The organism is Saccharopolyspora sp. (genome assembly GCF_017434145.1).
Classification (GTDB): Bacteria; Actinomycetota; Actinomycetes; order Mycobacteriales; family Pseudonocardiaceae; genus Saccharopolyspora_C; species Saccharopolyspora_C galaxeae.
Genome location: NZ_JAFRFW010000163.1, coordinates 1 through 2,543, shown reverse-complemented (window position 1 = coordinate 2,543; position 2,543 = coordinate 1). Strand labels below are relative to the sequence as shown.

Sequence of the window (2,543 nt, the reverse complement as noted above, 5' to 3'; positions counted from 1 at the left end):
GTTCCCCGGGTTCAGGCGCGGGTCGCTACCTCTGGTAGCGCGTCGCGGAAGAATCTGCCGATCCCTGACCTTGCCGCGGCACCCGGTGCGGCGGGCGTGGTGTATCGGATCGCCGCCGTCGATGAGCGCGGGCGCATCGCCGAACGCTCGGTGACCCACGCACTGGGATGGTGGCCCGGCCAGCGGCTGCAGGTCGGCATGCTCTCCGCCGCGACGTTGGCGATCCGGCCGGATCCAGGCGGCCTGTGCACCCTCACCCGACGCGGGCACATCCCGGTGCCGCTCTCCGCTCGGCGCTGGTGCCACGTGCAGGCCGCCGATCGGGTCCTGCTCGCCGCCACGCCCGAGCACGACTTGCTCGTGATCTACACCATGGCCGCCCTGGAGGCCATGGTCACCGCCTTCCACTCCCCCGCCGACGGGGGTGACGCTTCGTGAGCACCGGCTCGCACGAAGGCGCGGGTGCGGCCGAGCTGGAAGCCTCCCGGGTCGTCCTGGAGCGGATGGGCGTGTCCCCGGAGGATCTGCTCGGCCTGTCCCCGCAGCGTCCCGCCGCACCGACCTTCGCCGACTACATCCCGAAAGTCTCCGCCGCCGTCTCGCCGGGCACACGACGGGTGTATGCGTCCTATTGGAAGCGGATCGCCGACCAGTGGGGCCAGCGGCGGCTGGACGACCCCACACCGCTGGAGATCAAACAACTCGCCGAGCACGTCCGCGACCACGTCGTCGCGCGCCGCAACGCCCGCGGCGGCCGCAGCGCCGCCGAACACCTCATCGCCGCAATGCGCTGCCTGTACAACCACGCCGTCGCCGACGAGCTGATCACCGACACCGACAACCCCGCCCGACGGGTACCGAAACCACGCCGACTGCCGACGACGCGCCGTGGCCTGCCCGATACCGGCCTGGAAGAGATCAACCAGGTCGCGGCCACGACGGGCAACGACCCCGCGCTGGACACCCTGCTGCTGCGGCTGCACACCGAAACCGCCTGCCGCCGCGGAGGCGTGCTCGCCCTACGCCCGCACGATCTGGACACGAACCAGTGCCTGATCGCGCTACACGAAAAAGGCGACACGATCCGTTGGCAACCGGTCTCACCGACCCTGATGCGGCACCTGCAGGCACATGCCAAGGAACGCGGCGCGACCGTCCACGGTGGACCCTTGCTGCGGTACCGCTCCGGGCAGCCGATCTCACGGCGCTACGACCACCTCTGGACCAGGCTCGGCCGGCACTTGCCGTGGGTGGCCACCCAGCAAATCAGCACCCACTGGCTGCGCCACACCACCCTCACCTGGGTTGAACGCCACTTCGGCTACGCTGTCGCACGGGCCTACGCTGGCCACAGCGACAGTGGCGGAGACACCGGCACGACCACGACCTACATCCGTGCCAACCTCGACGAAGTCGCTACAGCCCTGGCAGCACTCACCGGCGAGCCCCACCCATTGGCCCACGCGCCGCAGGGAGGCCCACGATGACCCATTCCGTGGGCGCATTCGCACCGCGGCTGACGCGGGGGCAGGTTGCGCATGCTGGGGCCCTTTGTTCGCCGAAAAGGTACGGGCCGCTCGTACCGGACGCTCGCCGCGGTCCCGGCCGAGAAGAACCTTCTCCTATCGGGACTGATGCCGCTCGGACTCGACGGAGGACTCCTCGGTGTCGTGCTCGTCGACCTGGTACTGGGTTGGATTAGCCATCTCGTCGAATAGTTGCGCCATCATCGGGCTGCTCGCCCCGGCGCGGTCACCGCCAACGCGACAGCGGATCGCCGGATCCGATCGCGGTCGGCCTGCCTCGGCACGCGCTTGTGCAGCGTGCGGGCGCTGGCCCCGCTGACCGGATGACCGTTCGCTTCTACCTTTCTACTCACCTGACCTCGTCGTGGCCAGAGTGTACGAGGGCAGGCCGGCCAGGAACCCGCTTTCCCGGTGAGCTCGCACGCCGGGGGGTGTCGCCAGCCCCTGGCTATAGCACGAATCGTGCCTGATGGCGAGTATTCCATGAAAATCGCATCATTGTCAGCCATTCAGAGTAGGCTCGCATAGCGAAATTGCTCCATTGGAGTTAAGGGTGGAGTTGAGGTATGCGAAGTGGTCGCCGGTTGGGCTTGGCGCTCGAAGGCTGGTTTATACTCCTTCCGGACCAAGATCAAAGCATCATGTCTGTGGGGCGGGGCCTCGTGGGGGACGAGTTCGGCAGCCAATATGAGGCGTTCCGGGCATTGCTGGATGTCAATCCGCCTGCTGAAGCGGTGAAGATACTACGGCAATTCGGAATTGGGTATGACATTTTCGACCAAATTGGGTGTCAGCACGCGATCCGCTCCATCGAGATTCGCGAGTTGACTGAACGCCGTTTAGTTACAATGCCCAACTCAGGCCCCGTCAGCCGCCAACCCCTCCAGGCGGCGCGTGTCCCCGCCGCTCTCGCCGGTTCCTGCGGATCGTTCCGGTACGCCGCACGGAGGTTGTGACTCGCGTGTAACACCGAGCTCAAACCAGGGAAACGGGGAGGGGCGATCCTCGGAGCATGCG

2 protein-coding genes are annotated in these 2,543 nt (G+C 67.2%); both read left to right on the top strand.

The genetic code is table 11. The features are described from left to right. Positions 1–438: hypothetical protein (locus IJH84_RS04640; RefSeq protein WP_295140619.1), on the top strand; the 438-nt coding region annotated here is incomplete at its 5' end. Between the two features lie 65 nt (positions 439–503). Then, complete coding sequence (locus IJH84_RS04635; protein WP_295140623.1) at positions 504–1,487, top strand: site-specific integrase; 984 nt, start codon at positions 504–506, stop codon at positions 1,485–1,487. Positions 1,488–2,543 lie beyond the last annotated feature (1,056 nt).